The 26,080-nt window shown below is 69.2% G+C and carries 32 protein-coding genes and 2 tRNA genes; 29 read left to right on the forward strand and 5 right to left on the reverse strand.

Annotated elements, in window-relative coordinates:
• Positions 1–133: 133 nt before the first annotated feature.
• The 9 genes from ACFVN5_RS11210 to ACFVN5_RS11250 all read left to right on the forward strand — a co-directional run bounded on the left by ACFVN5_RS11210 (position 134) and on the right by ACFVN5_RS11250 (position 7,903).
• The gene (locus ACFVN5_RS11210) at positions 134–568 is read left to right on the forward strand and encodes a hypothetical protein (protein WP_376955195.1); all 435 of its coding nucleotides are present in this window, start codon (positions 134–136) and stop codon (positions 566–568) included.
• Between the two features lie 116 nt (positions 569–684).
• Positions 685–1,359 carry a biotin transporter BioY gene (locus tag ACFVN5_RS11215; protein WP_376955196.1) on the forward strand — a complete coding sequence of 225 codons (675 nt, stop codon included), beginning with the start codon at positions 685–687 and terminating at the stop codon, positions 1,357–1,359.
• A complete protein-coding gene (locus ACFVN5_RS11220; protein WP_376955198.1) occupies positions 1,356–2,582 on the forward strand; it encodes a class I adenylate-forming enzyme family protein in 1,227 nt (408 codons plus the stop codon). Before ACFVN5_RS11215 ends, ACFVN5_RS11220 begins: the two co-directional genes overlap by 4 nt.
• Positions 2,579–3,739 (forward strand): thiolase family protein, encoded by a 1,161-nt coding sequence (locus ACFVN5_RS11225; RefSeq protein ID WP_376955199.1) that lies wholly within the window; start codon positions 2,579–2,581, stop codon positions 3,737–3,739. The genes ACFVN5_RS11220 and ACFVN5_RS11225 overlap by 4 nt, the downstream gene beginning before the upstream one ends.
• The gene (locus tag ACFVN5_RS11230; RefSeq protein ID WP_376955201.1) at positions 3,736–4,416 is read left to right on the forward strand and encodes an energy-coupling factor ABC transporter ATP-binding protein; all 681 of its coding nucleotides are present in this window, start codon (positions 3,736–3,738) and stop codon (positions 4,414–4,416) included. The genes ACFVN5_RS11225 and ACFVN5_RS11230 overlap by 4 nt, the downstream gene beginning before the upstream one ends.
• A gap of 10 nt (positions 4,417–4,426) precedes the next feature.
• Positions 4,427–5,020, forward strand: coding sequence for an energy-coupling factor transporter transmembrane component T family protein (locus tag ACFVN5_RS11235; RefSeq protein WP_376955203.1), 594 nt, complete (start codon positions 4,427–4,429; stop codon positions 5,018–5,020).
• 148 nt (positions 5,021–5,168) lie between these two features.
• Positions 5,169–5,966, forward strand: coding sequence for a metal-dependent hydrolase (locus ACFVN5_RS11240; RefSeq protein WP_376955205.1), 798 nt, complete (start codon positions 5,169–5,171; stop codon positions 5,964–5,966).
• Between the two features lie 38 nt (positions 5,967–6,004).
• A complete protein-coding gene (locus ACFVN5_RS11245; protein WP_376955206.1) occupies positions 6,005–6,943 on the forward strand; it encodes a 5'-3' exonuclease H3TH domain-containing protein in 939 nt (312 codons plus the stop codon).
• A 96-nt stretch (positions 6,944–7,039) separates the two neighbouring features.
• The gene (locus ACFVN5_RS11250; protein ID WP_376955207.1) at positions 7,040–7,903 is read left to right on the forward strand and encodes a hypothetical protein; all 864 of its coding nucleotides are present in this window, start codon (positions 7,040–7,042) and stop codon (positions 7,901–7,903) included.
• 60 nt (positions 7,904–7,963) lie between these two features.
• Here ACFVN5_RS11250 and ACFVN5_RS11255 read toward each other — a convergent pair.
• Positions 7,964–8,055: transfer RNA gene (locus tag ACFVN5_RS11255), tRNA-Lys, on the reverse strand.
• 109 nt (positions 8,056–8,164) lie between these two features.
• Here ACFVN5_RS11255 and ACFVN5_RS11260 point away from each other — a divergent pair.
• The 13 genes from ACFVN5_RS11260 (at position 8,165) to ACFVN5_RS11320 (ending at position 15,258) form a co-directional block, all read left to right on the forward strand.
• Positions 8,165–9,298, forward strand: a complete 1,134-nt coding sequence (locus ACFVN5_RS11260) for a tyrosine-type recombinase/integrase (protein ID WP_376955209.1) — start codon at positions 8,165–8,167, stop codon at positions 9,296–9,298.
• Positions 9,299–9,377: 79 nt separating this feature from the next.
• Positions 9,378–9,794 carry a hypothetical protein gene (locus tag ACFVN5_RS11265; RefSeq protein WP_376955210.1) on the forward strand — a complete coding sequence of 139 codons (417 nt, stop codon included), beginning with the start codon at positions 9,378–9,380 and terminating at the stop codon, positions 9,792–9,794.
• A gap of 274 nt (positions 9,795–10,068) precedes the next feature.
• A complete protein-coding gene (locus tag ACFVN5_RS11270; RefSeq protein ID WP_376955211.1) occupies positions 10,069–10,386 on the forward strand; it encodes a hypothetical protein in 318 nt (105 codons plus the stop codon).
• A complete protein-coding gene (locus tag ACFVN5_RS11275; protein ID WP_376955212.1) occupies positions 10,383–10,835 on the forward strand; it encodes a hypothetical protein in 453 nt (150 codons plus the stop codon). The genes ACFVN5_RS11270 and ACFVN5_RS11275 overlap by 4 nt, the downstream gene beginning before the upstream one ends.
• A gap of 72 nt (positions 10,836–10,907) precedes the next feature.
• A complete protein-coding gene (locus ACFVN5_RS11280) occupies positions 10,908–11,120 on the forward strand; it encodes a hypothetical protein (protein ID WP_376955213.1) in 213 nt (70 codons plus the stop codon).
• On the forward strand, positions 11,089–11,388 hold the full coding sequence (locus ACFVN5_RS11285) for a hypothetical protein (protein ID WP_376955214.1): 300 nt from the start codon (positions 11,089–11,091) through the stop codon (positions 11,386–11,388). The genes ACFVN5_RS11280 and ACFVN5_RS11285 overlap by 32 nt, the downstream gene beginning before the upstream one ends.
• Complete coding sequence (locus tag ACFVN5_RS11290; RefSeq protein WP_376955215.1) at positions 11,385–11,639, forward strand: hypothetical protein; 255 nt, start codon at positions 11,385–11,387, stop codon at positions 11,637–11,639. Before ACFVN5_RS11285 ends, ACFVN5_RS11290 begins: the two co-directional genes overlap by 4 nt.
• Positions 11,636–12,826 carry a DUF3631 domain-containing protein gene (locus ACFVN5_RS11295; RefSeq protein WP_376955216.1) on the forward strand — a complete coding sequence of 397 codons (1,191 nt, stop codon included), beginning with the start codon at positions 11,636–11,638 and terminating at the stop codon, positions 12,824–12,826. Before ACFVN5_RS11290 ends, ACFVN5_RS11295 begins: the two co-directional genes overlap by 4 nt.
• Complete coding sequence (locus ACFVN5_RS11300; protein WP_376955217.1) at positions 12,823–12,996, forward strand: hypothetical protein; 174 nt, start codon at positions 12,823–12,825, stop codon at positions 12,994–12,996. Before ACFVN5_RS11295 ends, ACFVN5_RS11300 begins: the two co-directional genes overlap by 4 nt.
• Before the next feature lie 457 nt (positions 12,997–13,453).
• Positions 13,454–14,092, forward strand: a complete 639-nt coding sequence (locus ACFVN5_RS11305; RefSeq protein ID WP_376955218.1) for a hypothetical protein — start codon at positions 13,454–13,456, stop codon at positions 14,090–14,092.
• Complete coding sequence (locus ACFVN5_RS11310) at positions 14,079–14,219, forward strand: hypothetical protein (RefSeq protein ID WP_376955219.1); 141 nt, start codon at positions 14,079–14,081, stop codon at positions 14,217–14,219. Before ACFVN5_RS11305 ends, ACFVN5_RS11310 begins: the two co-directional genes overlap by 14 nt.
• Positions 14,220–14,495: 276 nt before the next feature.
• Positions 14,496–14,873, forward strand: coding sequence for a P27 family phage terminase small subunit (locus tag ACFVN5_RS11315; protein WP_376955220.1), 378 nt, complete (start codon positions 14,496–14,498; stop codon positions 14,871–14,873).
• Positions 14,866–15,258, forward strand: a complete 393-nt coding sequence (locus tag ACFVN5_RS11320; RefSeq protein ID WP_376955221.1) for a hypothetical protein — start codon at positions 14,866–14,868, stop codon at positions 15,256–15,258. The genes ACFVN5_RS11315 and ACFVN5_RS11320 overlap by 8 nt, the downstream gene beginning before the upstream one ends.
• A gap of 391 nt (positions 15,259–15,649) precedes the next feature.
• Here the strand turns inward: ACFVN5_RS11320 and ACFVN5_RS11325 are convergent, their stop codons facing one another.
• From ACFVN5_RS11325 to ACFVN5_RS11340, 4 genes are all read right to left on the reverse strand, one after another.
• Positions 15,650–17,137 (reverse strand): toll/interleukin-1 receptor domain-containing protein, encoded by a 1,488-nt coding sequence (locus ACFVN5_RS11325; protein ID WP_376955222.1) that lies wholly within the window; start codon positions 17,135–17,137, stop codon positions 15,650–15,652.
• A gap of 153 nt (positions 17,138–17,290) precedes the next feature.
• Positions 17,291–17,617: a hypothetical protein gene (locus ACFVN5_RS11330; protein WP_376955223.1), complete on the reverse strand. Its 327-nt coding sequence runs from the start codon at positions 17,615–17,617 to the stop codon at positions 17,291–17,293.
• A gap of 14 nt (positions 17,618–17,631) precedes the next feature.
• Positions 17,632–18,222 carry a hypothetical protein gene (locus ACFVN5_RS11335; RefSeq protein WP_376955224.1) on the reverse strand — a complete coding sequence of 197 codons (591 nt, stop codon included), beginning with the start codon at positions 18,220–18,222 and terminating at the stop codon, positions 17,632–17,634.
• A gap of 807 nt (positions 18,223–19,029) precedes the next feature.
• A tRNA-Lys gene (locus ACFVN5_RS11340) sits at positions 19,030–19,105 on the reverse strand.
• Positions 19,106–19,258: 153 nt separating this feature from the next.
• Here ACFVN5_RS11340 and ACFVN5_RS11345 point away from each other — a divergent pair.
• From ACFVN5_RS11345 to ACFVN5_RS11375, 7 genes are all read left to right on the forward strand, one after another.
• Positions 19,259–20,044 (forward strand): inositol monophosphatase family protein, encoded by a 786-nt coding sequence (locus ACFVN5_RS11345; RefSeq protein WP_376955225.1) that lies wholly within the window; start codon positions 19,259–19,261, stop codon positions 20,042–20,044.
• Positions 20,041–20,976 (forward strand): LLM class F420-dependent oxidoreductase, encoded by a 936-nt coding sequence (locus ACFVN5_RS11350; protein WP_376955226.1) that lies wholly within the window; start codon positions 20,041–20,043, stop codon positions 20,974–20,976. The genes ACFVN5_RS11345 and ACFVN5_RS11350 overlap by 4 nt, the downstream gene beginning before the upstream one ends.
• A gap of 246 nt (positions 20,977–21,222) precedes the next feature.
• Positions 21,223–22,332 (forward strand): polyprenyl synthetase family protein, encoded by a 1,110-nt coding sequence (locus tag ACFVN5_RS11355; RefSeq protein WP_376955227.1) that lies wholly within the window; start codon positions 21,223–21,225, stop codon positions 22,330–22,332.
• A 25-nt stretch (positions 22,333–22,357) separates the two neighbouring features.
• Complete coding sequence (locus ACFVN5_RS11360) at positions 22,358–23,620, forward strand: inositol-3-phosphate synthase (RefSeq protein WP_376955228.1); 1,263 nt, start codon at positions 22,358–22,360, stop codon at positions 23,618–23,620.
• Positions 23,617–24,489 (forward strand): SCO3242 family prenyltransferase, encoded by an 873-nt coding sequence (locus tag ACFVN5_RS11365; protein WP_376955229.1) that lies wholly within the window; start codon positions 23,617–23,619, stop codon positions 24,487–24,489. The genes ACFVN5_RS11360 and ACFVN5_RS11365 overlap by 4 nt, the downstream gene beginning before the upstream one ends.
• Positions 24,486–25,415: a sugar phosphate isomerase/epimerase family protein gene (locus tag ACFVN5_RS11370; protein ID WP_376955231.1), complete on the forward strand. Its 930-nt coding sequence runs from the start codon at positions 24,486–24,488 to the stop codon at positions 25,413–25,415. The genes ACFVN5_RS11365 and ACFVN5_RS11370 overlap by 4 nt, the downstream gene beginning before the upstream one ends.
• Positions 25,412–26,080, forward strand: a complete 669-nt coding sequence (locus tag ACFVN5_RS11375; protein WP_376955233.1) for an EboA domain-containing protein — start codon at positions 25,412–25,414, stop codon at positions 26,078–26,080. The genes ACFVN5_RS11370 and ACFVN5_RS11375 overlap by 4 nt, the downstream gene beginning before the upstream one ends.

Below are 26,080 nucleotides of genomic sequence, written 5' to 3' on the forward strand. Positions count from 1 at the left end.
GTTTCGGCCCGAACGCCCATGCCGGCGAACGCGGCGTGTCACCGGTGATCCGTGAACCGAGGGCACAGACTGAAAGAGCACTGCCGTACGACGACCCTGAACGTGCGGTCCGTACCACCGAGAGGGGCCTCCGATGTTCCGCCGCTGGCGCCGCCGCGCGAGGCTCGCAGCCGAAGCCGCCGCCCACGCCGCCGCTCCCACGCCGCGCCCCACTGCGGCCGACCTCCGCGGCGAGCACCTCTTCGAGCTGCTCAATGCGAAGCTCTCGGAGTTCATCGGCCCCGGCGGCTCATGGGCCCTCGTGCGTCGCACCGACGACGACACCGACCGCATCTTCCACGCGATGCTCACGCACCAGATCGCGGCCGACCTGACGCGCACGCTGCTCGACGAGCGCGAAGCCGTCGCCGTCGTGGTGCCCGCAGAAGACGCCCCGCTCGCCTTGAGCTGGGAGCCCGCGCCGCTCGTCGTCTGGGCCGACCCCGTGCTCGTGCCCGAGTCCGAATCGGATGCCGCGTCGCTGCCCTCGATCGGCACCGCGGCCGAGCTCGAGGCCCGCGCCGCCTGATCGCGTTCCAAATTCGACCCCCGATTCTTGTACGGCCGGGTCGAGAAGCCGCTCCCCCGCCTTTCGTAGCGTGAGACCGGGCACGACGCCCGCACCCACGACGAGAGGCACCATCGATGAGCGCCCCACAGCACACCTCGCCCGACGCATCCGCCGCCACTCCCCGCGACGCGGCCTCCACCTCCGGCACGAAGCGCAGGAGCACCGCCACCGACCTCGCGCAGGTCGCCGTGTTCGCCGCGCTCATCGCCGCCCTCGGCCTCCCCGGCGCGCTGTACCTCGGCGGCACCGCCGTGCCGATCACGTTCCAGACGCTCGGCGTGATGCTCGCCGGCGCGATCCTCGGCGCGCGCAAGGGCTTCCTCTCGGTCCTCCTCTTCCTCGCGCTGGTCGCCGCGGGCCTCCCGCTGCTCTCGGGCGGCCGCGGCGGCATCAGCGTGTTCGTCGGCCCCTCGGTGGGCTACCTCCTCGGCTGGCTGCTGGGTGTCGCCCTCATCGGCTGGGCCACCGCGCGCCTCCTGCCGACCTACCGCATCCTCCCGGCGCTCCTCTGGACGGCCCTCGGCGGCATCGTCGCCGTCTACCTCGTGGGCGTGCCCGTGTTCGCCGCGATCACCGGCACGCCGCTCGGCGTCGCATTCGCCGGATCCGCGATCTTCCTCCCGGGCGACCTCGCGAAGGTCGTCGTCACCGTGCTCGTCGCGAAGGGCGTGCACCGGGCATGGCCCGGGCTCATCGCGCCGCGGCCCTGGCCGTGGAAGCGCGACACGGCGGTGACTCGCGCGGCATGAGCGACTGGCTCGGCGGTTCGCCGCACGACGTCGCCCTCGACTTCGGGGGCGGCGCCGTGCGCTTTCGCGAGCTCGTCCGGGCGGTCGGGCGGGTCGACCTGCCCGACGGCGACGGCGCGGTCGGATGCCCCGCCGGCACCGATCCCGTCGCGCTCGTGACGACCGTGCTGGCCGCGCTCGACCGTGGTCGTCCGGTGCTCGTCGGGGGCGCGCAGCACGAGGCGGACGTGCTCCATCCGCGGCTCCCCACCGGCACCGAGCTCGCGCTGCTGACCTCTGGCTCTTCGGGCGTCGGGGCCGCTCCGCGCGTGGTCGCCCGCACGAGCGAGTCATGGCTCGCTTCAGCTCGGCCACTCGCCGACGTCGCCGGCCTCGACTCCGGCGACCGGATCGCGGTGACCGGGCCGCTGCACGTCTCGATGCACCTCTACGCAGTGCTGCACGCCCTGTGGCTCGGCGCGACCGCGAGCGACGACCTCCGCACGGCAACTGCCATGCACGCGACGCCCACGCGCCTCGCGCGGGTCCTCGACGGGGACGTGTGCCCGCCCGCCGTCGTGGTGGCCGGCGCGGCGACGAACGACGTGCTTCGGTCGCAGTCGGAAGCTCGCGGCATCCGATTCACCGAGTACTACGGCGCGGCCGAGCTCTCGTTCGTGCTGGCCGGCAGGCCCGGCGGGCTCGAGCCGTTCCCCGGCGTCGAGGTCGACCTGCGGCCGGGGCCCGCGGTCGACGAGCTGTGGGCGCGATCGCCGTACCTCGCGCTCGGCACCGTCGGCGGCGGGATGCTGCGCCGCGACCACGCGGGCTTCGCCACCGTCGGCGACCTCGCCGAGCGCACGCCGTCGGGCGCGATCTGCGTGCTCGGCCGCGGCGACGCCGCGATCACCACTGCGGGCGCCACCGTGCTCGCCGAGCACGTCGAGGCGAAGCTGTGCGGGCTGCCCGGCGTGACGGCGGCCGCGGTCGTGGGCGAGCCGCACGACCTGCTCGGCCAGCGCGTGGTCGCGGTCGTCGAGCTCGCCGATGGTGCCCGCCTCGACGAGGTGGCCGCCGCCGCACGGGAGCAGCTGTCCGCGGCCGAACTCCCCCGGCGCTGGTTCGCCCGCGCGCTGCCGCGCACGGACTCGGGCAAGGTCGCCCGCGGGGCCGTGCGCGAGGCGCTCGCGGCGGGCGAGCTCGGCGCGGGGCATCCGGTCGCACTCGAGCGGAGCGCCTCGTGACCGGCGCGCCTGTCATCGTCGCCGCCCGGCGCACCGCGATCGGCACGGCCGGCCGCGGGTTCGCCGCGCACACCGTCGATGCGCTCGCGGCGCCCGTGCTCGCCGAGGTCGCGCGCGCGGTCGCGCCGACCGGGCTTCCGATCGACGACGTCGTGCTCGGCAACTGCATGGGACCGGGCGGCGACGTGGCCCGCGTCGCCGCGCTGCGGGCGGGGCTGGGCCACGACGTGCCCGGCGTCACCGTCGACCGCCAGTGCGGCTCGGGCCTCGACGCGGTGCTGCAGGCCGCGTCACGGGTGCGCGCCGGTGACGCGCACCTGGTGCTCGCGGGCGGCGCCGAGTCGGCCTCGACCGCGCCGCACCGATCGTGGCGCGACTCTGGCGAGCGGTACACCCGGGCGCCGTTCGCGCCGGGCGGCGTCGCAGATCCCGACATGGGACCCGCGGCCGATCGGCTCGCCGCCGTGCGGGGCATCACGCGGGCCCGCCAGGACGCGTGGGCGGCGCGGTCGCACGCGCTCGCGGCATCCGCTCGGGAACTCGGCGTGTTCGACGGCGAGATCGTCGTGGTCGACGGCGTCGTTCGCGATGACCGGCCTCGAGCGGGCATGGACGAGGCGAGGCTGGCGCGGTTCGCCCCGGCCTTCCTCGACGCAGCGGCACGCGCGGATGCCGCGGCATCCGGCCTCGGCACGGTCACGGCGGGCAACTCGTGCGGATTCTCCGACGGCGCCGCGGCCATGGCCGTGACGACCGAGCGGCTCGCGCGCGAGCTCGGACTCCCAGCCCTGTGCGTGCGGGCGGCCGCGGTGGCGGCCGGCGATCCCGCCCTGCCCGGACTCGGGGCCGCGCCCGCCGCACGCGCCGCCCTGGCCCGGGCGGGGCTGACGCCCGGCGACCTCGGATTCGTCGAGATCACCGAGGCGTTCGCCGCGCAGGTGCTGGCCGTGACCGACGAGCTCGGGCTCGACGAGGAGCTCGTGAGCGCGGACGGGGGCGCCATCGCGCTCGGGCATCCGTGGGGGGCATCCGGTGCCGTGCTGCTCGTGCGCCTCGCGGCTCGGATGGCGGCCGCAGACGACGCGCGGCCTGGCCTCGCGGCGTGCTCGATCGGTGGCGGGCAGGGCGTGGCGATGATCGTGGAGCGGGTGGCATGAGCGAGATCGTGTTCGAGGGCGTGAGCCACGACTTCGGGGCGGAGCGCGTCGTCGACGACGTGTCGCTCGTGCTGCGGGAGCGTCGCGTGGGCATCGTGGGGGCCAACGGCTCGGGCAAGTCCACGCTCGCGCGCATGATCAACGGGCTCGTCGAGCCGACCGTGGGACGCGTGCTCGTCGACGGCCTCGACGTCGCCCGGCACGGCCGCGAGGTGCGGCGCCGGGTCGGGTTCGTCTTCACGAACGCCGACAACCAGATCGTCATGCCGACCGTGCGCGAGGACGTCGCGTTCACACTGCGCCGCCACAAACTCGAGAAGGCGGATGCCGCGGCGCGCGTCGACGCGGCGCTCGAGCGCGCCGGCATCGCGGACCTCGCCGACCGCCCCGCCCATCGGCTCTCGGGCGGGCAGAAGCAGCTGCTCGCGATCACGTCGGTGCTCGTCGCGGAGCCCGCGATCGTCGTCGCCGACGAGCCCACCACACTGCTCGACGCCCGGAACGCGCGTCGGGTGGCCGAGCACTTCGACTCCCTCGACCAGCAGCTCGTGGTGGTCAGCCACCAGCTCGAGCTGCTCGAGTCGTTCGACCGCGTCATCGTGATGGAGCAGGGACGCGTCGTCGCCGACGACGTTCCGTCCGCCGCGCTCGACGCCTACCGGGCGCTGATCGGATGAGCGGTCGAGCATGATCGGCGTCTTCCATCCCGGCACCTCGCTCGTGCATCGGACGCCCGCGCTCGCGAAGCTCGGGCTGCTCGCGGTGCTCGTGACCGCCGTGACGCTCGCACCGTCGCTCGTGTGGCTCGGCGCGGCATCCGTCGCGGTGGTGCTGTTGTTCGCGCTCGCGCGCGTGCCGTTCGCGCTCGCCTGGCGCCAGGTGGTGCCGATCCTCTGGGTGCTCGCGTTCGCGGTGCCCGTGCAGGTGCTGTTCGGCGGGTGGGAGGCGGCCGCGATCATGGCGGTCCGGCTCGTGATCGCCGTCGCGCTCGCGGCGCTGTACACGCTCACGACGCCCGTGAGCGCGACGCTCGACGCCATGCAGGCGCTGCTGCGGCCGTTCCGGCGGTGGATCGACCCCGACCGGGTCGGGCTCGCGCTCGCGCTGACGATCCGCTGCGTGCCGCTGCTCGCCGACCTCGTGCGCGAGGTCATGGAGGCGCGGAAGGCGCGCGGCGCGGAGGGGTCGATCCTCGCCCTCGCGGTGCCCGTGATCGTGCGCGCGCTGCGCACCGCCGAGCACCTCGGCGAGGCGCTCACGGCGCGCGGCTTCGACGACTGAGGTCCTGCTCGGGCGGCGACCTCCTCGGTCGCCGCGCGCCCTCGCCGCGCGCCCTCGCCGCGCGCCCTCGCTCCGATGTCGCACGCCCCCGGCAGACTGGTCGACGGCCTGATCGGCCGAGCACCGGCCGACCGAGGAGCACCGCCGCATGATGGGCATCACGCACGCGACGAGCGGCGCGGCGGCGTGGATCGCGATCACCGGCGCGATGCCGATCGTCACCCTCGGGTCGTACCCGCTCGATCCGGTCGGCGTGCTCGCCGGCGCCGCCGTGTGCGCGGGCGCCGCGCTGCTGCCTGACGCCGACCACCACAGCGCCACCATCGCGCATTCCGTGCCCGTGCTCGGTCGCGTGGTCACGGGCACCGTCGGGCTGCTCTCGGGCGGGCATCGCCAGGGCGCGCACTCCGCCATCGCGGTGGCGATCGTCGCGGCCGCCGCGTGGGCGCTCACCCTGCTCGTCGTCGCGACCGAGGAGGTGGGAACCGTCGCGGTGGGCGCCGGCGTCGGCACGGCCATGCTCACGTGCTTCGGCCTGAAGGCCCGCGACTACGTGCGCACGTGGGCCGTCGCATGGGGGCTCGGTGCGCTGCTCGGCCTGTTCGTCGCCGTGGTCGCCCCCGAGCACGTGGCGTGGTTCCCGTTCGCGGTCACGGTCGGCTTCGTCGCGCACCTCGCGGGCGACTTCCTCACGACCGGCGGACTGCCGGGCCTGTTCTGGCCGTGGGTGCCGCGACCGCCCGAGCACCTGCGACCGGTGCCGGTGCTCAACCGGATCTGGCTGCCCAACGGCTACGTCGCGCTCCCGGTGCTCGGCGACACCGGCTCGCTCCGCGAGACCGCGCTGGGTGCGGTGCTCGGCCTGTACTGCGTCGCAGGGTTCGCCTACGAGGGGATGCGACTCGTAGGGCTCGACACCTGGCTCGCCGCCCCGCCGTTCGGCTGACCCGACCTGATCGCGGTGGTCCGTGGGAGGATCGCCGTGTGGCCGACCGACTGATGCTCCTCGACACCGCGTCCCTCTACTTCCGCGCGTTCTACGGCGTGCCCGACTCGCTGAAGCGCGCCGACGGAACGTCGGTCAACGCCGTGCGCGGGCTGCTCGACATCATCGCGCGGCTCGTCACCGACTTCGAGCCGACGCACCTCGTGGCCTGCTGGGACGACGACTGGCGCCCGCACTGGCGCGTCGAGCTCATCCCGAGCTACAAGGCGCACCGCGTCGCCGAGGTGGTGCCCGGCGGGCCTGACGTCGAGGAGACGCCCGACCCGCTCGAGGCGCAGCTCCCCATGATCCGAGAGCTCCTCGCCCTGCTCGGCATCCCCATCGTCGGCGCCGAGCACCATGAGGCCGACGACGTCATCGGCACGCTCGCGACCCGCGCCGACCTCCCCGTCGACGTCGTCACGGGCGACCGCGACCTGTTCCAGCTCGTCGACGACGCGCGCGACGTGCGCGTGGTCTACACGGCGCGCGGCATGAGCAAGCTCGAGGTCGTGACGGATGTCACCGTCGTCGGCAAGTACGGCGTGCTGCCCACCCAGTACGCCGACTTCGCCGTGCTCCGCGGCGACGCCTCCGACGGCCTCCCGGGCGTCTCGGGCATCGGCGAGAAGACCGCCGCGAGCCTGCTGCAGCAGTTCGGCGACCTCGACTCGCTCATCGCTGCGGCCGCCGATCCCGAGGCTCCGCTCTCGGCCACGATGCGCGCCCGCATCTCGGGCGCGGCCGACTACCTCGACGTCGCGCCGACGGTCGTCGAGGTCGTGCGCGACCTCGTCTTCGAGCCGTTCGACGCGCGGCTCGCGCCGCTCGACCCCGACGGCGTCGCCGAGCTCGATCGCCTCGCCGCCGACTGGAACCTCGGCGGTTCCGCGCAGCGGGTGCTGAAGGCGCTCGGGAACGACATCGACGGCGCGTAGCGCCGACGCGCGCGCACGAGCCCGGCGTCACCCGACCGCGGGTCGTTCAGGGAAGGCACCGTTGTGACGCGTCCGCCGGCGGGTCGACAATGAAGCATGGCGTCGGCGCCGCAGCCACAGCAGGAGCCGACCGAGGTCGACAGCACCCCGGCCGAGGGATCTCGACGTCGTCGAATCCAAGGCATCGCGCTGATCGTCGTCGGCGGACTGGTCTTCCTCATCTCGGGCATCGTCCTGCTGAGCTCCGCAGGTGGTGACGGCGAGTCGTCGGATGGTGCACCGATCGAGGCGCCTGCCCCGCCCGACGAGACGACGTACTTCGATGTTGATCCCGACGAGGGGGCTGCGCCGCTACTGCCGGCTGAGCCTCAGGGCGCGAAGGGCGCGCCAGCCGCGCCGATGGTGCCGGGCGACGTCATGCTCGCCGACGCCGTGGCCGAATTGTCGGTGATCGCGGCGGCGCTCGACGAGGAGCCGACGTTCTCCGACCAGGTGGTCGCCTCCCTCTCCGATGCGGCGGAGATGGTCACCGACTCCCTGGACGAGGCGATCGACCAGGGCGCTACCGAGGTGATCCGACTGCTCGAGCAAGCCGACGAGACGCTCGACAACGTCCGGGCGGCCGCGGATTCGGGATCCTCCGCGGCGGGCAGCGACAGTGATGTCCGTGCCGCTGCCACCCTCGTGGCGGCCGCGGGGGGCCTCTGGCCCGAGCCTCCGACGCCGGAGCCGAGTCCGACGCCGGCACCGTCACCCGACGCATCCTCGATCGAGCTCGACGACTACCTCGCGATGGCGGGGGCGGTGGGCGGACTGCTCACGGCCGCCGCCGGCGTCATCACGGCGGTGTCGGAGTGGCGGCGGACTCGACGTGCGCGGGCCGACACGAGAACGACTGCCCGACGGTCCGGCGCACCATCCCCATCGGGCGATCTCGATGAGACCATCCGGCCCTCCTGACCCGCCCAGCGAGCGCCCCGGAGACGAGAGAAGCCCGGAACGAATCGTTCCGGGCTTCGCTGGTGCACCCCCAGGGACTTGAACCCTGAACCCACTGATTAAGAGACAGTTGTAGACTGACTGTATGGACCGCGGGACTGGAACGGACTTGCCCGGACTGGTGCGGATTTGGGGGCATGGTGGTATGGTCACAGTTACCAACAAATGGACACAAGCGGACATGACGTATTGCACGTATGTTGCACATTGGAGGGGTCAGCGTTGACCAAGCGGAAGTCGCGGGAAGCGTTCGGAGCGATCCGGAAGCTTCCCTCTGGGCGGTACCAGGCCAGCTACATAGGGCCTGACGGCACCCGACACAACGCACCCCGCACCTTCGACGCGATCGTTGACGCGCGCGGTTGGCTCTCCCAGCGTCGTGCGGAGATCGACGCCGGGAAATGGTCCCGTACGCCCGCCACAGCCTCACGCACCACGTTTGGTGAGTACGCCGACGGCTGGCTCCCGACACGGGTAAGCCGCTCCGGGAAACCCCTCCGACCCACCACCGTGCAGGAGTACAGGCGACTGCTCGCAGGCCCCCTCTCGGAGTTCAGGATGGTCAGGATCACCGCGATCACCCCCGAGCAGGTCCGCACCTGGTACGCCCGGCAACAGGAGGGCGGGAAGCTCACCCAGTCCGCACGCGCGTACACCCTGTTGAAGAGTGTGCTCTCGACGGCGGTGAGTGAGGGGAAGATCGCGGAGAACCCGTGTCGGATCCGTGGGGCCGTCCGGGCTGCGACTGGGAAGGTCGTGAACCCGCCGACGCCGGGTGAACTCCAGGTCATCCTTGACACCATCGACCCTCGCTATAAGGCGTTGGTGCTGATCGCCGCGTGGGGTGGGCTGCGTTGGGGTGAGGCCACCGAGCTGCGACGGAAAGACGTCCGAGTCATCGGGGATGACGTCATCGTGCTCGACGTGTCCCGCGCCGTCACCTACACCAAAGCAAACGGGTTCATTATCGGCCCGCCGAAGTCGTCGGCCGGCGTCCGCTCCGTGACCCTGCCGCCGACCGTCGCGCCCGAGATCCTCGCCCACCTGGAGACTTCTGGGCCGATTGGCCCGGAAGTCTTGCTGTTCCCGTCGTCGAGGGACCCGGAACGCCACATGACCGCGGGAGCTTTCGCGCCCATGTGGCGGCATGCCCGGAGCGCGGCGAAACGCCCGGACCTGCCGTTCCACGGGCTGCGGCATTTCGGTGCAACCCGGTTCGCTCAGTCCGGCGCGACCCTGAAAGAGCTACAGGCCCGCCTGGGCCATTCCACGGTCGTCGCGGCGCTCGCGTATCAACACGAGGCCGGACGTGACGCCGAACTCGCCCGACGCATGGGAGAGATGTCGAAGACGTAACCCCGCCCGGGGCTATGAAGGTGCCCCCGCACCTGGTCAAGAGGATACGGGGGCCGAGCACGAAATGAGTTGACAAATCATGCTCAAAGAACAGGCTATCGCCAACGCCGAGACTGTCCTCGGGGGTGTCCCTGACTGGAGTGTCAAGACCGAAGTCGAGACCGAAGGCACCGACACTCTGGTGATCTTCCGCGGCAAGAACCACGGCGATGTCGGGTTCTTCGAGGTCCGCGTGGAGCAGTCAGTGCTTTTCAGTGAAGACCGCACCGTGCCTGGAAAGGTAAGGGTTCTGATCGCGGGGTTGGACGGTGACGTGTACAGGCCGCAGGACGCTCAGGAGATCGGTGAGAACATCGCCGACGCCGTAGCTGACTTGAAAGCCCACGACGCCAGCTTCCGCACCATTGGTGAAGTCGCTGAGGAAGCCCGGAAACTCGGACGGGAACCCGCCGAGTACATGAACGAGGTAATGCAGTCCGCTCATGTACGACGATGACGACTGGGGTTGCGACGGTACGTCTTGGCGGTGGCGGGTGCTCAGGATCTTCCGGTCCTGGGACGTGTGGGGGCCGCTGCCGCCAACCCCTGATGGTGTGCTCCACATGCCAGACGGGTACCTGGTTGCGTTGACTGCGTGGCCGGAGGGCTTCACGTCCGAGGACTGGCAGAACGTCAATGACGCAATGGTGGACCTCGCACACGAACTCACCTGAGATAAGTGTTGTGCTGGGGTACTATTGGTCAGCACAACACTTAGATGGGAGGCCCCCATGTCAAGAGGACCAGGGATCTGGCAGCGTCAGATCCTCGAACGCCTAGCCAGGGGCAAGGTGGTAATCCTCACCGGCCCGGAACATACGCACGCCGAACAGAACGCGATCCGGCGGGCGGCGTACACGCTGGAGAAGGCCGGAAAGCTGCGCCTGATTTCCCACAGGATCCACGGCGTAGCCCGGCTGGTTGCCGTCCCGGTCGACGACGAGCTCTGGAACCAGCTTCCTACGCGCGGGGTATACGGGTTAGACGGGAAGATCTACCGGAAGCCCATCGGCATCATCCTCCACCCCGACGACGGGGAGCCCCGATGACGGCCCCCGACCAGATCAAGATCATGTGCGCCGAGAAGGTGCACCGGAAGCCGCTGCACATCGCGACAGGCCGCCGACGCACCAACGAGCAGATCGAAGAGATGCGTCAGCTTGGGTGGGTCGGCCCGGTTCGGTGGACCCTGACGACTGGCGAAATAGTCGGGAGTAATCGTCTGCGGTCCGAGGGCTACTACGAACCGCAATACGGTGCCCGCGCCGCGGATGTCCTGAACGGGCGCGTGATCGACATACCCACGGACGGTGCGGACGCGGAGAAGACATTCGTCAAGGAGGGCGAAGTCACCTATCGCATCGTCTGCCGCTGCGAATACGGGGTCAATGTAACGGGCGCAAACCTCGACCGGATTCTTGAAATCCTCTGGAATGCGGGACGCGACGAGATCACCACCCGCGGGATATCCGGTAGGATGGGACATAAGCAGTCCTAAGAAGTTATTAGGGGCACTGCGCACCGGCCTCCACGCAGGGGCAGATATTCCCTGCATGGAGGCTTTCGCATTATGTCGACAATTTCCCGCCGTTGGGGCAGAATCGCCCAGGTCGCGGAAAACGAAGGTGTAACGGACAAGACAGTCCGGCGCTGGATCGCCGCCGGCCTCATCTACGCCGAACGCATCGGCCCCCGCGTGATCCGCGTCGACCTCGACAGTGTCGAACGCGCCGGTCGCCCCATTGGGGGTGATGTCATTGCGGACGCTGACGCCGTCGCGTAGCGACAACCTCAACCGCCTGCAATTAGATGGGCGCCGGATCGAAAACCTGGTCCGCCAGGGCATTGAGAAATTCCATGCCGCTGGAATCTACATCTCCCCCTCGAAGATGTCGAAGCTGGTTCGGGACGCGGCTCGGAAGCACGGGTACGCCTGGGCCAAGGTCGAGATCGACCGGTATTTCGAGCACACCGAGAAGGTAGAGCTTGCTTCCTATGTGCGTGCTCTGGGCGGGGCATCCAACTTCACCCGAGTGGGGCGGGCATCATGACCGCGATCCGCTTGTCGCCGCCCGTCATCGAGGCGTGGATTCCGAAACCCGAACGGGCACCGCACACCATCGATGCCGCGACCGCCGGCGCGTCACCCGACACCCACGTCCGGTTGCATGTCGGCCGGACGTCGCCGCCTCCTGGGATCCGGCTACGAATCCGAGACGACCTGGTGTACCAAATCGTGGCGTACAACGCTGCATCGGCCGAGGCGTGGCAGACCGCGCTTGCTGGAGGTGAAGCATCGTGACGTTCGACGGTTCGACGGTTCCCGACGGTTTCGACGGTTCGTATTTGCGAACCGTCTTGGATGATGTCCGCCGGTGGCTGACCACCTACATCCTCTTCACTGAGGACTCCGACGCCGACATCCTCACCTTGTGGATCGCGCACACGTATGTCGCCCAGGAGACCTACACCACCCCGCGCGTCATCGTGGACTCCACCACGTTCGGCGCCGGGAAGACGACCGTGATCGAGCATTGCGCTCGACTCGCTCACAAGCCGATCCAGGCCGCGACCATCTCCTCCCCGGCACTCCTCCCAAGGTTGCTCGACAAGGAGCTCCGCACGATCCTGATCGACGAGGTAGACCGGTCGCTCGACCCCAAGAAGCCCGGCGTTGACGACCTGATCGCCATCATCAATTCCGGTTACAAGCGGGGCGCAACACGGCCGGTGCTAGTGAAGGGGAAGGGGGACGTCTGGGACGTCGCCGAAATGCCAACCTTCGCACCCGTCCTCATGGCTGGGAACGCACCCCAGCTCCCCGACGACACCCGATCCCGGTCGATTCGGATCCTGCTCATGCCGGACCTGTTCGGTCAGGTCGAGTCCACCGACTGGGAAGAGATCGAGGAGGACGCGGAAGCACTCGCGAACGCCCTCTCGAACCAGATGGACGCAGCACGCGACACGGTACGGACCATCCGCCCCACACTCCCCGACGCCTGCACCGGCAGGATGAAGGAGAAATGGGGACCACTTGCACGGGTAGCCGAGGTCGCCGGCGGCGACTGGCCCTCCACAGCTCGTGACCTGATCGTCCGCGGCATTCATGAGCAAGAGATCGAACGTGAAGAAGGTCTCCTGAACCGACCTCCTGCACTGGTGCTGCTCGCTGACCTGTACCAGGTCTGGAAGTCGCACCTCGGAGAGTTCGTCTCGACGGCAACCCTGATCGACAGGCTCGTCGAGCACAACCCTGAGTACTGGGGTGAGCACTCCACTTACGGTCGCCGGCTGACCTCACAACGGTTCGGTCGGATGCTCGTCCAGGGCTACAAGATCCACTCGCAGAAGAACGTCTCAGATGAACGGGGGTACCACAGGAGCCGGTTCTTGAAGGCGTGGCGACAGTTGGGAATCACCCCTCCAAACGAACCGTCGAAACCGTCGGGAACCGTCGAACCGTCGATGTTGGAGGTGCCCGCATGAACGCCGACGCGTTGGCGGCGACTGTCGCCGCCAACTACAGCTGCCCCGAATGCGAGTCCAAGAACCAGCTGGTCAACGTGACCGGCGGCGCGTACCTCCTCAACATCCAGCACAAGCCCGGGTGCCCGCTCATGTCGGCACTCGAACGAGATCATGACCGCCGCGGTTGACGCTCTCCGAGCGCTACGGCACGGGATGAAATACACCAGCCCGTTGTGCGCCGGGGATAACCGGTTCGTCGCTGATCAGCTCGACAAGGCCGACCAAATCGAACTGACCGAGCTGTGCTCAATGTGCGCCCGCTGAAGAGCTTGTGCGGTGCATACGCCGACACGGCCAAACCCGAAGCCGGATGGTGGGCCGGCCGACGACGCGGACGAAAGGAACGGAATGCCGCGTAGAAACCGACGCCTGGGGCAAGGCGACCCCGGCGAACTCGTCAAGTTGGCGGCCGAACTCCACGCCAAGTGGGTTCAACGGGATACCCGAAAAGCCGTGGCGAGATTACGCGAACGCCTCGGACTCCCACCAGATCACGAGGAATACGACGACGACATTGAAGAACCGGTCGTAAACCACCTCACGACCCGCAACCCATTCAAACAACCCTGAACAAAGGACGAACCAATGGCCCACCCCATCACCCTCGCCGTCGGACCCGCATGGCCCAAAGCAGTGCTGAAGGCATACGAGGTACAGCAGGCCGCGATCGACCGCCACACCCGCGCCATCATCCGCACCGCTGAAGCCGACCGCGCATACAACGACGCACTCGACCACGACAAGCAAGCACTCCTCGACGCCGCAGCGAACGACCCCGAGGGCACCGGCACCCCACCCAAACCAACCGCACCAGACGCACTCTTCGCACTCAACTACGCGAGAGAGGTAGAACGCCAAGCGGAAGCTGCGGTCGCAGATGCAGGCGACGAGTTCCACGCCGTGTTGACGAAGCACGCCGACGAGATCGTAGACCCGGTACTCAAGTTCGTACGTACCGCATGCGAGGACTACGACCGGACTTGCGCGGAAGCCAAGCGCATGATCGAAGAGGCAGGCCTAGCACTGGGGCAGGCGAACCTGGGGCTACGTAACCTGGGGCTGGTGCTACCCCATGCCGGTATTAACCCCAGCTACGTTCCGGATATTCAGCTACGTCCACAACTCTCCAACACCGTGACGAACTTCCACGGTGTCGCACACCGCATCGAGAAGTGGGTCGAAGGTACAACCAGGGGGAAGGGGAACCCCGATGCCGCAGCGTAATGAAGAGTGGCTGAAAACAGCCACCGACGAAGAGATCGTCACAGCCAAGTTCGCCCACGAGCTAGACCAAGTGCTCGGTATCCCAGGTATCTACACCAACGACACCAGCACCAACGATGACGAGTGAGTAGCAAAAAGCGACGAGCACACTCACAAACAAGCACACACATACACATCACACACATGAATCAACGTCGTGTGTGAGCAGGAGCAGAGGGACGAGCAGGTCAGGCCGACCGACTCGTCCCACCGCTCTCCGCACCCGGCACCGGGGCGGCAGCAGTCATTGAACAGACCCTGCGCCCCCTCCCCCAAACCGTTTCAAACGCGGGACCGCCGGGCGCGGCGTTTCCTTGTCGCGTGATGCGGAGAGGTTGAGTGACCATCGAAAGGGGTCGAAGAAATGAGCACTGAGAAGCCTCCCACGGGCTTGAAGACTCGTGGAAAACGGCTGTGGAAGCTGCTTCACGAAGACCTTGAATTCGACGCTCATGAGGCGGCGATTCTTGAGGATGCGTGCCGGCTTCTGGACATGTCGGATGAGTTCGCGGCGGCGGTTCGCGTCCACGGTGCGATGGTCAAGGGTTCCCGGGGTCAGCTCGTCGCAAACCCGGCGGCGAATGAGTTTCGTCAGGCTGCGTTGTCGGCGGCTCGCCTGTTGACGATGTTGAACCTGGATGCGGCGGAGTTGACTGCGGCGATTAGCGCCAGGACTGCGGCTGCTCGTGCTGCGGCTCAGAAGCGTTGGAGGGACACGCATCGGGGTGAGGCCAGTGCCTAGGGTCAAGCGCCCGGTACCGGTGACGGTGGATGGTGTACCGGTTGCGCTGTTGACTCGCCTGGACCCGGTGTGGGAGTCGGATGCTGCGACCTCGGAGTGGTGTCTGGAGCACGATCTCCCGGTCGTGGAGGGTAAGGGTCCGCTGACACGGTTCATCGCTGCTGCGGAGGCGTTCGCGATCCAGCAGGGCTGGTATCGGACCTATGGGGGCAGCGAAGTCAAGAACGCCCATTGGGGTGATCTTCGGTCTGCGGGTGTTCCGATGTTCGGGTGCGCGCTGGAGATGCAGGAGGAGCACTACGACCATTCGTTGACCGACGCGGAGTGGGCGTGGATCGCGCAGACGGAAGCGAAGTACCGCGAGAAGGGTTCGGACCGTGCCTAGATTGCGGAAACGAGAACCGATCAGTGCAGCGGCTGACGTGCCCCCTGAGCTGTTCGATGGAACCTCCCCTGTGTGGGCGTCGGCTGCGTCGTATGGGGCGTGGTTGACGCGGAATGGGCTGGTTGGGCGTGGGTGGCCGGACAGTCCTGGTTCTCGTCGTGAGCATGCGTTTGAGGCGTGGGGGCATGCGAACGGTGCGACTCATGATCGTTGGCCTGGTCAGCTCGACGGCCCGAAGATGGCCGCTCTGTTGGGTGGCTCGATCGAGCCGTATTGGGATGCGCAACGTCAGTCGGACGACGAGCGTTGGGAAGCAGCATTCGGCACTCCTCGGAGGAGCCGAACGAACTAATTGGGCCGGGGCGTCGGGGGGCGCGGCGCTCCCCTCGTTTTAGAACTGGCTGCTTCGGATTCGCTGGGCAACCTCGACAACAGATGTCAGCGAAGCTTTCGCGCGTTCAAACTCGCCGCCGAACAGACCGCCGAGGAGCGGAGTCCAGCCTGCTCCTGCGGCTTCGAGCTCGTTGAGTACCGTCTGCTCGATCGGTGTCTCGACGTGCTTGTACCGCCAGGTGTATCGCCCGTAGCCATTTCGGCCACCGTAGAAGTTCTTGACCGTGGATCGGGTGTCTTCGGTGATTGCGTCGAACATCACCTCAACCCGGTCGAAGCCTTCAGCGAATTCCTCATCACCGAAGTATTGGGATTCGAAGAGTGGTGCGAGAAGGGTGAATAGGTGGTCGGAGATTGGCGTGTACCGGCGGGGAGCCTGGTGCTTTGCCAGGGCCTGGATGAGGTCGTCGGTGATTTCCTCACCTTCGTCGGCATGGGAGACAAGCGAACCAACCCAGTCCGCCCAGTTGCCGCCGCCCGTAACGCTTCGATTGCCGGCGTACGCTACAAACGGGACGATCACTTGCGGGAGCCGAACTGTCACGTCCGACGTCGCAGCACGGAACATGCCGAAGTTCGACCGGGCGTACGCAGCCAGACCGATGACGTAGGAGAGCACAAGCGCGGGGTACTCGTGAGCGTGCCGGTAGAGGTCGAGACCGACAATCTGAGTCGATTCGGTTGCGACACCGCGCATGAATTGTGTGATGCCGGGTCGGTGTGAGGGCTCTCCGTACATCCCGAGCAGCTTCATCGGCTCTATGACGTCAGCTAGCAAACTGTCGTAATCCTGGATTCTGCTCATCCAGGCTCGTGCTTCATCTTCCGCGCTCGTCCCAGACGCGCCGTGGATGGGGAAGCGGTCACGGTCTGCCAACGCGTGAAGCAATCTTTCCCGTATCCCCTCCAGGAACTCTTCGTAATCCATCACCAGGGTCGGGTTCCGGATCAGGTCTCGCGCGCGGGCAACGTCGGTGTCGTCTGCGCGTTTCGCATCGGCAACCGCCTGCAATACGGCCGGTGCTGGTGGACCGGGTGTAGCACCAATCGCCCTGCCGACAGCTGCGACAAGTCGCGCTACCTGCGCCACCTTCTGGGGACCGAAAAGGTCAAGCCGGTGGATCGTCCCGTCAAGCGTTCGACCGGCTCCAAGATCAATCGGCGGGATCTCGCATTCGTCGAACCTCACAGTCATCAACCAACTGCTGTCCACCGGCCTAATCCGATACTCTTCCGCAGCGATCGAGAGTTCCGCGAACTGGTACGACTTCTTGCGATCGGCCAACGCAGACGAGAAGCAGGCCAGAAAGACAAGGCTTCCCTCCCTGATGGCTTCACGGATCTTCAGTTCCCAGTTCTCGCCAGGCCAGAGATCCTTGGTGTCACGCCACACAGTGAATCCCGCAGCTTCGAGCGCCATCTGCAACTCATCGACATACTCTTTGTCCTCGCGAATGTACGAGAGGAAGACATAATCCCCAGCCATGACGCTCACGCTATCGGGGGATACGCTGCGAAGCGGGACACGACATGTGGGCCCCTCCAGATCCGCACCCGGAAGGGCCCCACATGCTCTTGGGGGTGGTCCCCCTTTGTCACCTGCACCACACAAGATCTGCGTAGCGGGAGACCACCCGGTCTAGTCGAACTGCACAGTAATCGCGTCCAACGTGTCGCTGGTGACGGTGACGGTCTTCGGGTCGTGACCATCAGGTCGCTGGTACACCCACTCCACGACGTCGCTGACGGCGCCACCGCCCGTGCTGGCCGAGAAGAACCTGTACACCCCGCCGGACTCGTCCTCGGCTGTAGGGGCTATCGACACCAGATCGAGCCCTGACGTGGCGGACACGGAGCGGGCACGGACGATCAGGTGTTCCTCCGTGACCTCGACGAGCGTCAGGTCGCAGACGACACCGGACTTGAACGTTAGCCGGCCACGTCCGAGGGCGGATCGAACAGTCACAGCTCAAGCCTTCCCTACGCGGCAACCTTCCATGTGTCGTCTCCCCCCAGCCAATTTCCCTTCCCGGTGAGCAGTAGCGCGCTCGAATGCCATCGCGTGCCGGGGACCGGGCACCACGAGTTGCCACGCGTGGTCAACGACGTGCCGGTCGCAGTCCGTTCGCCGCAGGACAACCATTGACCAGGCGCACCCGAGACTGGTTCGTGCCGGTAGGTGCAGGCAAGCTGGTACTCCGCGTACGGCAGGCTGTTCGCGTACCCCATGGTGCTCATCCACCCGGTGGACGAGTTGTACGTCAGCTGCGCGACCACGTTGTACGCGGAGTCGGTGATCTCTTCGCCCTGCTGTTCGCAGAGGTACTGGACATGGATGATGTGCAGCCGGATCGCGGCACCGTCCATGATCTGCCCATCAGGCCCGACGGTGGAGAGGGTGTTTCCTTCGCAGACCTCAACCGAGGTGCTGCCTGGCGTGTACTCAACCTCGACCTGAACGACACCAGGTGTCTCATTTGATACACCCGTGTCCGCCTGTGCGGGTGTAGTAGCGGCGGTCAACATCACAGCGGCGAGTACAGCCGCCATCGACATGCTCTTGATACGCATGGCGTCGAGCGTTACATAACCCCTATTACGGTCGCTACAGATATACCGGTGTATTTCGGGAAGCGCGCCTACTCTGGCGCATCACCCGAGTCCGCGAGCATTTGCCGGAGCTCTTCGAGCGGTTTCCTGGAGGGCGATCCCGTGTTGCACGCTGGGCACTTGAAAGCCGTGCCGAAGTGCCTCATCCCGTCCGGGTTGAGTCCCACGACCTCACATTTCCATACGGGCTCACCGCAGTTCTGACACGGCTCGTCGGTGACTTCCCAGATGCCGTCAGGCTCGTACGATCGCAGGACCATCAAAGTTTCCTCTCGCGTTGCCCGGTGCCCCTACGAATGGGGTTCGCTCAGTAAGGGCCCGATCCGTCAGAATTACTGAGCGGGCCTCAGAAGTGCGTCAACACTTTCCGAGGCCCTAACCCACTCATTTGCGTACACAAAGGAGGGGCTAGCAATGGACGCTACCCACACCCCATACCCACGAACGGCGGAAACGCCGTGACCGCCATCATCTGGTGCCAGCTCCAATGTGACCGGTGCGGCACCAAGACGACCAACCGGAAACCCAAGACGTCTGCACAAGCCAGGATCGACGCAGCACGATCAGGCTGGACACGACCCCGGTACACGAAAGACTGGTGCCCCGTTTGCAGCAACCTGCCCCCCGAACCGGAACCAGAGCCACCCGTCAGACGCAACTCGATGTTTCCGTGGGGCGAGTACTGAGCCGTATTGCACAGATATCGCACGCGGGTTTCTAGCGTTTCCGCTAGAAAAGCGAGAACCCCCGGATGACCGGGGGTTCTGCTGGTGCACCCCCAGGGACTTGAACCCTGAACCCACTGATTAAGAGTCAGTTGCTCTGCCGATTGAGCTAGAGGTGCATGCCATTCTCATGAGGCGGCCGGGCCATCTGCGACAACCCCGAACCGAGGGTCAACGTTATCAGGAGAACCGCCCGTTGCGCCAATCGAGCCGATGACGCGGCGCGTCGCCTCCGCGGCGGCGGTGACGGGACCGCCCGATAGCCTGAAACGGTGACCGCCTACGCCGATGACCTCGCGCTCGCCCTCGAACTCGCCGACCTCGCCGACGCCGTCTCGCTCGGCCGGTTCCGCGCCGTCGACCTCGAGGTGCGCACCAAGCCCGACCGCACGCCGGTGACCGAGGCCGACCTCGCGGTCGAGCGCGCGATCCGCGACCGGCTCGCCGGGGCGCGGCCCGACGACGGCATCCTCGGCGAGGAGTTCGGCACCGAGGGCGACTCGACGCGCCAGTGGATCATCGACCCGATCGACGGCACCGCGAACTTCCTGCGCGGCGTGCCCGTGTGGGGCACGCTCGTCGCGCTCGCGGTCGACGGGGTGCCCATCGTCGGCATGGTGTCCTCCCCCGCCATGGGCCGGCGTTGGTGGGCGGTCGAGGGCGGCGGCGCCTACACGACGGATGCCCCGGGCGGGGAGCCGCGGCGCATCGGCGTGTCGCAGGTGGCCGAACTCGCCGACGCGTCCCTCAGCTTCCAGAGCCTCGCCCAGTGGCGGGGCGCGGGGTACCTCGAGCGACTGCTCGCCCTCTCGGAGCGGGTCTGGCGCGATCGCGCCTACGGCGACGTCTGGTCGTACATGCTCCTCGCCGAGGGCCTCATCGACATCACGGGCGAGTTCGACGTGAAGGTCTACGACCTCGCCGCGCTGATCCCCATCGTCGAGGAGGCCGGCGGGCGCTTCACCTCCATCACCGGCGAACGGGGTCCCGGCCACGGCAGCGCCCTCGCCACCAACGGGCTGCTGCACGAGGTCGTGCTCGCGGAGCTCGCGAAGTGACGGCAGCGCTCGAGCTCTGCATCTTCACCGAGCCGCAGCAGGGCGCGAGCTACGACGACCAGCTTGCCCAGGCGCAGGCGACCGAGCGGCTCGGCTTCGACGGCTGGTTCCGCTCCGACCACTTCCTGGCGATGGGCGACACCGACCCGTTGCCAGGGCCGACGGATGCCTGGACCACCCTCGCCGGCCTGGCACGTGAGACTCGCGGCATCCGACTCGGCACCCTCGTCTCGTCCGCGACGTTCCGCCACCCGTCGCTCCTCGCGATCCAGGTCGCGCAGGTCGACGCCATGTCGGGCGGACGCGTGGAGCTCGGCCTCGGCACCGGATGGTTCGCCGAGGAGCACGAGGCCTACGGCGTCCCGTTCCCGGCCAAGCGGTTCGACCTGTTCGAGGAGCAGCTCGAGGTGATCACGGGCCTCTGGTCGACGCCGGTCGGCGAGGGCTTCGACTTCCACGGCCGCCACTACGCGCTCGACCGGGCGCCGGGACTGCCGAAGCCCGTGCAGCAGCAGGTGCCGATCATCGTGGGCGGCGCGGGGCCGCGACGCACTCCCGAGCTGGCCGCCCGGTTCGCGACCGAGTTCAACCTCGGGTTCCGCTCGGAGGACACGATCGCGGCGGTCTTCGACGGCGTCGAACGCGCCTGCGAGGATGCGGGTCGCGACCCGGCCACGCTGCGCCGGTCGGTCGCCCTGCCCACCGTGGTCGCGACCGATGACGCGGAGTACCTGCGCCGGCTCGCGGCGATCGGCGCCGACCCCGACACGTTCGCGGAGGTGAACATCGCCGGCACGCCCGAGGTCGCGGTCGAGAAGGTTCTGCGACTGCGCGAACTCGGTGCCGACCGGGTCTACCTCCAGCTCGTCGATCTCCGCGATCTCGACCATCTGGAGCTCATCGCCGCCGAGGTCGTGCCGCACCTGCGGTGACCCCAGCACGCGCCCAGGAACGAACCCCCCGATGAGGGGGGTTTTCCATTTCTGCAACCCGGCTTATGAGTGTTGATCAACATATGTTCGATGATTGACAGTGCACTTTCGACGCTATAGTCTGCGGATCAGTACACATATCGACAGAACGGTTTCCGCGAAGCCCCTGTCGGTCGCTCTGACGCGAAGCCGCGACGGGATGCTCCGTCGCGCCCTCGCGCCCTGTCACCGTCGACGGAGGATCGCATGTCCCGTGCACCGGCAACCGCCCCCGCCGTCACGGCTGCGGTCGGCGCCGCGCTCGCCGCGCGCGTGGAGCGGTTCGTGGCCCAGGCGCCCCTGTTCACGGCCGAGCTCTGGGGCGAGGTGGGCCGCCGGTCGGCCGCCGCCGGCCCCGAGATGTCCGAGCTCGTCGACGCTGCGCGTGCCGCCGACGGCGGCAAGTTCGTGCGGCCCCGGCTGGTCGCGACCGCCTTCTTCGGCCTGGGCGGCGACGACGAGGTGCTGCTCCGACGCGTGGCGGGTGCGCAGCAGCTCCTGCACCTCGGTCTGTGCATGCACGACGACGTCATCGACGGCGACCGCGTGCGGCACGGCCGGCCGAACGTCATCGGCCTCGGCGAGCGCGACGCCCATTCGGCCGGACTCGACGCGTCGGCCGCCGCACGCCAGGGTGCGGCATCCGGGATCCTCGCGGGCGACCTCGCGCTCAACGCCGCGATCCTCGCACTCCTGACCGCTCCGACGCCCGTCGCCAGCCGTGCACGGCTGGCCGAGACCGCCCTCGAGGCGGTCGAGCGCACCATCGCCGGCGAGCTCCTCGACGTGCGCTCCGAGCTCGTCGCGCCCGCCCGGTCGCAGCCGCTCCAGGTGGCGCTCCTCAAGACGGCGTCGTACAGCGTGACCCTCCCCCTCACCCTCGGCGCGATCGCGGCCGGCGCCGACGACGCGGCGACCCTCGGCGCGCTCGAGCGTGTCGGATCGGCGTTCGGCATCGCCTACCAGCTGAGCGACGACGACCTCGGGCTCTTCGGATCGCCGGCGATCACGGGCAAGTCCGCCATGTCCGACCTGCGCGACGGCAAGCGCACCGAGCACATCCGGCTCGCGCACGCGCGCGCGGCCGAGGGCGACCGCGCCCTCATCGACGAGGTGCTCGGCCGGGCCGACGCGAACGAGCGGGATGCCGCGCGCGTCCGCGCCGTCGTCACCGCCACGGGCGCCCGTGCCGCCGTGCACGACCTCATCGACCGGCACCTCGACCACGGCGTGCGCGTCGCGGCCGACGACCTGCCGCCCGCGCTCGCCGCGCACCTCGCCGACCTCGCCCGCACGCTCCGCACCCGCGAGCGCTGACCCGATCCACGTAGGAGGAGACACCGTGATCATCACCCCCGACGAACTGCACGACACCGCGACGGATGCCGCGTGGACCCGAGGCCGGGTCGGCCTCTGGCTCATCGGCGCCCGCGGCTCCGTCGCCACCACCGCCGCCGTGGGCGTGCAGGCGCTCGCCGCGCGCATCGCACCGCCCACCGGCTGCGCCACGGCGGGGCCCGGGTTCGCGGGCGTGCCGCTGCCCGCGTTCGACGAGATCGTGATCGGCGGCCACGACGTGAGCACGATGCCGATCGCGCGCCGCGCCGAGGCGCTCGCCGACGTGGGCATGCTCCCGGCCGGCGTGGTCGCCGAGGTGCACCGGGCGCTCGGCGCGATCGACGCCGAGATCCGCCCGGGCTACGACCCCGCCACCGACACCGGGTCGCAGGCCGACGCGGTCCGTCGCATGAGCGACGACATCACCGCGTTCCGGGCCCGCCACCGCCTCGCGCACGTCGTCGTCGTCGACGTGTCGTCCACGGAGGCGCTGCCCGAGGACCGGCCCGAGTTCCACGACCCCGAGCTGCTCGTGGCCGCGCTCGCAGATCCCGAGCAGCAGATCCTCCCGCCGAGCTCGGTCGCCGCGCTCGCCGCCGTGGAGTCGGGCAGCGCCTACGCCTGCTTCACGCCGTCGACGGGCCTCTGGCTCCCCGCCCTGCGCATCATCGCCGAGCGCCGCGGCATCCCCTACGCCGGCCAGGACGGCAAGACCGGCGAGACCCTGCTGCGCACCGTGCTCGCACCCATGTTCACCGAGCGCGGCATGCACGTGCGCTCGTGGGCGGGCACGAACCTGCTCGGCGGCGGCGACGGTGCCACGCTGGCCGACCCCGAGGCCGTGCGCAGCAAGCTCGTCTCGAAGAACCGCGGGCTGATCAGCCTCGTCGGCGACCACGTCGTCGCACCGCTGCACATCGACAACGTGCCCGACCTCGGAGACGTCAAGACGGCGTGGGACCACGTGCACGTCGAGGGCTTCCTCTCGACGCGCATCACGCTGCAGACCACGTGGAGCGCGTACGACTCGATGCTCGCCGCGCCCCTCGTCATCGACCTCGCGCGCCTCCTCTCGCTGGCCGACGCGGCCGGGCAGCACGGTGCGCTCCCGGCCCTGGGCTTCTTCTTCAAGGACCCGTGGGGCAGCGACGTGCACGCGTTCGCCGACCAGGCGACTGCGCTGCGCTCGTGGGCGGCCGAGACCGGCCTCGCCGTCGCGGCGCCCTCGGTCTCCGCGGTGCCCGCGGGGATCGGCGGCGCACGGTGACGAGCGTCCGTGACGTGCTCGAGCTCGTGCGGGCGCCCGCGGCGCTCACCGTGCTCGGGGATTCCGCGGTCGGCGCGCATGCGGCATCCGGCGGATTCGGCCGGCGCGGCTGGCTGCTGCCGCTCGCCTCGGCGGCGATCTACAGCGGCGGCATGGCGCTCAACGACTGGGCCGACCGCGACGTCGACGCCGTCGAGCGGCCCGAACGGCCCATCCCCTCGGGCCGGGTGCGCCCGAAGCAGGCGCTCGCAGTGGCGGCGGCCTGCGGCGTGGCCGGCCTGGCGCTCGCGGCCGCGGGCGGCGGGCGTCGCTCGCTGGCCGTCGCCGTGCCGCTCGTCGCGGCCGTGGTCGCCTACGACGTGGTGGCGAAGCCCACCGCCGCCGGCCCGCTGGTGATGGCGGCGTGCCGCGCCCTCGACGTGATGATGGGCGCGCGCGGCTCGTCGCGCGCGATCCCCGCCGCGCTCACGATCGGCACGCACACGGCCGGCGTCACGGCGCTCTCCCGCGGCGAGGTGCACGGCGGATCGGCCGCCGAGATCGGCACGGCGCTGGCCGCCACCGGCGCCGCGGCGGCTTCGATCGACGCCGTCGCGCCCGGGGTGCAGACGCCGCTCGCTCGCGCGGCCGGCGCTGCAGGCGCTGCCGGGTACCTGGCGTCCGCGCTCCCGAGCCAGCTCGCCGCCGCCGAGGACCCGTCGCCCGTCCGCGTGCGCGACGCGACGCGCAGCGGCATCGGCTCGGTCGTGCCGCTCCAGGCGGCCCTCGTCGCCCGCAGCGGATCCCTCGTCGTCGCGCTCGGCATCGCCGCCCTCGACGGCACTCGCCGCTTCCTCATGGCGCGTCGACGCGCGGGAGACGTGACGTGAACCCCGCCGAGCCCCTCGGCGCCGTGGCCGGGCCGCTCGGAGCCCTCGAGGAACGCGTCGCCACGCCCGACGAGTCCGGCCTGCCGGGTGCCGTCTTCACGATCGGGTATGGCACGAACGGGTTCGCCGACCACGCCCTCGACGATGCGGTGCTCGTGCTCGACCGGCTCGGCTACCGCGCGCTCGCGCTCACACTGGGGCATCCGCACCTCGACCCGTTCTCGTCCGACGCCGATCGCGTCGCGGCCCGCCTGCGGCGCCGCCTCGACGACCTGGGCTGGCGCGTGGTCGTCGAGACGGGTGCGCGCTACGCGCTCGACCCGTTCCGGAAGCACCGCCCCAACCTGCTCGACGAGGACGCGAGCCTGCGCGAGGTGTTCCTCCGGCGCGCCGTCGACCTCGCCGCCGTGCTCGACGCGGAGTGCGTGTCGCTGTGGTCGGGCGCGCTGCCCGACGAGGTGTCGCCCGAGCACGGCGGCGATCGGCTGCGCGAGCGGCTCGACGGCCTCGTGGCCCACGCCGCGGCATCCCGCGTCGACCTCGCACTCGAACCCGAGCCGGGCATGCTGGTCGAGACCGTCGCCGACGCGCTCCGCCTCCGTCGCGACCTCGGCGACCCGCCGGCGCTCGGGCTCACGGTCGACCTCGGGCACTGCGTGGTCGTCGAACCCGACGGCGTGGTCGGCGCCCTCCGCGCCGCGGGACCGCTGCTGCGCAACGTGCAGGTCGACGACATGCTCCCCGGCGCGCACGAGCACCTCGAGCTCGGACGGGGCGTCCTCGACCTCGCCGCCGCGCTGCGCACCCTCGACGAGCTCGACTACGACGGGATCGCCGCGATCGAGCTCCCGCGACACGCCCACGACGCGCCCGCCGTCGCGGCGCGCTGCATGACCGCACTCCACGACGCCTGGGAGGCACGATGAACGACGGATGGATCACCGAGGGCGTCGCGGCCGTGACCGCCGAGCCCGCCCGCATCGCCGAGCTCTTTCCCGCAGCAGGACGGGCGGTGGGCCGAGAACCCGTCGACCCCGACGGCGATCCGCTCGGGCTCGTGCACGGCACGTTCGACGACCGGGCCCGCGAGGAGCTCGTCGCCGCGCTGCTCGCGGCCCTCCCGCCCGAGGATGCGGCGCGCGAGCTCGGCGACCTCTACCGCTACGGCGACGACGCCGAGCGGCGGGGGGTGCTCCGCGGGCTGAGCGCCGCCGATCCTGACGCGGAGCCGATCGTCGCGGCGGGTCTCGACCTCGTCGCCGACGCGCTGCGCACGAACGACCCGCGTCTCGTCGCCGCCGCGCTCGGGCCGTTCGGCGCGCGGCACCTCGACCAGCACGCCTGGCGCCACGGCGTGCTCAAAGTGCTGTTCATGGGCATCCCGCTCGTGGCGGTCGCCGACGTCGACCGGCGCCGCGACGACGAGCTCACGCGCATGGTCGCCGGCCTCGTGGCCGAGCGCCGCGCGGCATCCCGCGACATCAGCGAGGACATGGCGCGCCTCGCAGGCCGCGGCGTCCAGACCACCGTCGACCCCACCCCCGCCCTCGACCCCACGACGACCGCCCACGACCCCGAGCAGGAGGACTGA

The organism is Agromyces sp. NPDC057865, from assembly GCF_042796995.1.
GTDB lineage: Bacteria > Actinomycetota > Actinomycetes > Actinomycetales > Microbacteriaceae > Agromyces.

Excerpts from the sequence above, each read along its gene's own strand:
- ACFVN5_RS11210 (WP_376955195.1), top strand. The coding sequence starts at position 134 with ATGTTCCGCCGCTGGCGCCGCCGCGCGAGGCTCGCAGCCGAAGCCGCC.
- ACFVN5_RS11215 (WP_376955196.1), top strand. The coding sequence starts at position 685 with ATGAGCGCCCCACAGCACACCTCGCCCGACGCATCCGCCGCCACTCCC.
- ACFVN5_RS11220 (WP_376955198.1), top strand. The coding sequence starts at position 1,356 with ATGAGCGACTGGCTCGGCGGTTCGCCGCACGACGTCGCCCTCGACTTC.
- ACFVN5_RS11230 (WP_376955201.1), top strand. The coding sequence starts at position 3,736 with ATGAGCGAGATCGTGTTCGAGGGCGTGAGCCACGACTTCGGGGCGGAG.
- ACFVN5_RS11235 (WP_376955203.1), top strand. The coding sequence starts at position 4,427 with ATGATCGGCGTCTTCCATCCCGGCACCTCGCTCGTGCATCGGACGCCC.
- ACFVN5_RS11240 (WP_376955205.1), top strand. The coding sequence starts at position 5,169 with ATGATGGGCATCACGCACGCGACGAGCGGCGCGGCGGCGTGGATCGCG.
- ACFVN5_RS11250 (WP_376955207.1), top strand. The coding sequence starts at position 7,040 with ATGGCGTCGGCGCCGCAGCCACAGCAGGAGCCGACCGAGGTCGACAGC.
- ACFVN5_RS11265 (WP_376955210.1), top strand. The coding sequence starts at position 9,378 with ATGCTCAAAGAACAGGCTATCGCCAACGCCGAGACTGTCCTCGGGGGT.
- ACFVN5_RS11270 (WP_376955211.1), top strand. The coding sequence starts at position 10,069 with ATGTCAAGAGGACCAGGGATCTGGCAGCGTCAGATCCTCGAACGCCTA.
- ACFVN5_RS11275 (WP_376955212.1), top strand. The coding sequence starts at position 10,383 with ATGACGGCCCCCGACCAGATCAAGATCATGTGCGCCGAGAAGGTGCAC.
- ACFVN5_RS11280 (WP_376955213.1), top strand. The coding sequence starts at position 10,908 with ATGTCGACAATTTCCCGCCGTTGGGGCAGAATCGCCCAGGTCGCGGAA.
- ACFVN5_RS11285 (WP_376955214.1), top strand. The coding sequence starts at position 11,089 with ATGTCATTGCGGACGCTGACGCCGTCGCGTAGCGACAACCTCAACCGC.
- ACFVN5_RS11290 (WP_376955215.1), top strand. The coding sequence starts at position 11,385 with ATGACCGCGATCCGCTTGTCGCCGCCCGTCATCGAGGCGTGGATTCCG.
- ACFVN5_RS11300 (WP_376955217.1), top strand. The coding sequence starts at position 12,823 with ATGAACGCCGACGCGTTGGCGGCGACTGTCGCCGCCAACTACAGCTGC.
- ACFVN5_RS11305 (WP_376955218.1), top strand. The coding sequence starts at position 13,454 with ATGGCCCACCCCATCACCCTCGCCGTCGGACCCGCATGGCCCAAAGCA.
- ACFVN5_RS11310 (WP_376955219.1), top strand. The coding sequence starts at position 14,079 with ATGCCGCAGCGTAATGAAGAGTGGCTGAAAACAGCCACCGACGAAGAG.
- ACFVN5_RS11315 (WP_376955220.1), top strand. The coding sequence starts at position 14,496 with ATGAGCACTGAGAAGCCTCCCACGGGCTTGAAGACTCGTGGAAAACGG.
- ACFVN5_RS11325 (WP_376955222.1), bottom strand. The coding sequence starts at position 17,137 with ATGGCTGGGGATTATGTCTTCCTCTCGTACATTCGCGAGGACAAAGAG.
- ACFVN5_RS11335 (WP_376955224.1), bottom strand. The coding sequence starts at position 18,222 with ATGCGTATCAAGAGCATGTCGATGGCGGCTGTACTCGCCGCTGTGATG.
- ACFVN5_RS11355 (WP_376955227.1), top strand. The coding sequence starts at position 21,223 with ATGTCCCGTGCACCGGCAACCGCCCCCGCCGTCACGGCTGCGGTCGGC.
- ACFVN5_RS11375 (WP_376955233.1), top strand. The coding sequence starts at position 25,412 with ATGAACGACGGATGGATCACCGAGGGCGTCGCGGCCGTGACCGCCGAG.